The organism is Methylobacterium indicum (genome assembly GCF_001043895.1).
Lineage (GTDB): Bacteria > Pseudomonadota > Alphaproteobacteria > Rhizobiales > Beijerinckiaceae > Methylobacterium > Methylobacterium indicum.
This window is the reverse complement of sequence record NZ_JTHF01000465.1, coordinates 1-1,652: the sequence shown is the minus strand read 5'-3', so window position 1 is coordinate 1,652 and position 1,652 is coordinate 1. Positions and strand designations below refer to the sequence as shown.

General features: G+C 75.1%; 2 protein-coding genes. Both read left to right on the top strand.

The genetic code is table 11. The annotated features are described in order from the left end of the window. The coding region (locus QR78_RS35295) for a glycosyltransferase family protein (protein ID WP_048431589.1) at positions 1-667 on the top strand (667 nt) is incomplete at its 5' end. Continuing rightward, positions 664-1,629: a glycosyltransferase family 2 protein gene (locus QR78_RS31520; RefSeq protein WP_048431588.1), complete on the top strand. Its 966-nt coding sequence runs from the start codon at positions 664-666 to the stop codon at positions 1,627-1,629. The genes QR78_RS35295 and QR78_RS31520, both read left to right, overlap by 4 nt. Positions 1,630-1,652 lie beyond the last annotated feature (23 nt).

The following is a 1,652-nucleotide window of genomic DNA, read 5'->3' as shown; positions in this document are numbered from 1 at the left end:
GGCCGCCGCCGCGGCGGGCGCGGGCCAGGTTCTGCTCCTCGACCAGGACGCCGCCTTCACGCCCGGTCAGGTCGCGGACCTGGAAGCAGCGATGGCGCGGCTGCGGGGATCGCATCCGCCGCCGGCGGTCGTCGGCCCGCGGCCGGAAGCGGCGCCGGGCCGCAAGGCGCCGGCCTATCCGCGCCGGCCGGGGATACCGGATCGCGGCGGGCTCGTGCCGGTGGAGTTCCTGGCGACCTCGGGCTCCCTCGTCGATCTCGCCGCCTATGCGGAGATCGGTCCGTTCCGCAGCGACTTCTTCATCGACGGCGTCGATCTCGAATGGTGCTTTCGCGCCTGGGCCCGGGGCCATGCCTGCTGGATGGAACCCGGGACCGCCCTCCCCCACCGGGTCGGCGCCGGGGTGATCCGGTGGCGGGCGCTCGGCCTCGAGATGCCGCGCCAGCCGCTGTTTCGCATGGCGGCCTACCTGCGCAACAGCGTCTATGCCTGGCGTCTGCCGCACGTGCCCCGGCGCTGGAAGCTGCGCCAGGCCGCCTACCTGCCGCTCCAGGCCCTGCTCGTCTGGGCCGATTCCGGCTATCGCCCCGCCGTCGCGATGCGGCTCGCCGGCGCCGTGGCCGACGGCCTGCGCGGCCGGCTCGGGCCGCCCAAAGGATTGCCATGACGTCCGGGACTATCATGCCCCCCGCCCTCGACGTGGTGATCGTCAACTGGAACGGCGGCGCCCTGCTGCGGGCCTGCCTCGCCAGCCTGGCGACGGCCGAAGCCGCCCTCGGCGACGCCCTCGCCCTGCGCGTCGTCGTGGTCGACAACGCCTCGACCGACGGCTCGCTCGCGGGGCTGCCGCCGCTGCGCCACGGCGCGACGGTGGTCGCCAATCCCGACAACCAGGGCTTCGGGCGGGCCTGCAACGCCGGCGCGGCGCGGGGCGAGGCCGCCGCGATCCTTTTTCTCAACCCCGACGCGCGGGTCACCGCCGAGGCGCTCCTCGGTGCCCACGCGGCCCTGATGGCGGACGAGGGCACCGGCATAGTCGGGGCGCAGCTCCTCGACGAGGCGGGTGCCGTGCAGCGTGCCTGCGCCCGGCGGCCGACCGCCCGCTCGCTCCTCGGCCAGGCGCTCCTCCTCGACCGGGCCGGCCTCGTCCCCTCCCACTTCATGACGGAGTGGGACCACGGGGAGGATCGGCCGGTCGACCAGGTGATGGGTGCCTTCCTGATGATCCGCCGCCCGCTGTTTGCGGCGCTCGGCGGCTTCGACGAGCGCTTCTTCGTCTATTACGAGGATGTCGATCTCTGCGCCCGGGCCTGGGACGCGGGCTTCGCGGTGCGCCACCTCGCCGGCATCTCCGTGCGGCACGAGGGCCAGGGCACCACCCGGGCGGCCAAGGCGCACCGGCTCGCCTGCTTCCTCGAGAGCCAGATCCGCTACGCCGCCAAGCATCACGGCCGGGCGACCGCGCTCGCCCTCGTCGCCACGGCGTTTTGCGCACAGGTGCCGTTGCGCCTCGTCCAGGCGCTGGCGCGGCGCTCGGTGGGGCAAGCCGGCGAAGTCCTGCGCGGCGCGGGGATGCTGGCCCGCCGTCTGCCCGGCCTCGCGCGGTCCGCCGGTCCGTCGCCGCGCTGATCCCCTCCCCCGTGCCCCCCTTC

Coding starts and splice junctions, on each gene's coding strand:
- QR78_RS31520 (WP_048431588.1), top strand. CDS start 664: ATGACGTCCGGGACTATCATGCCCCCCGCCCTCGACGTGGTGATCGTC.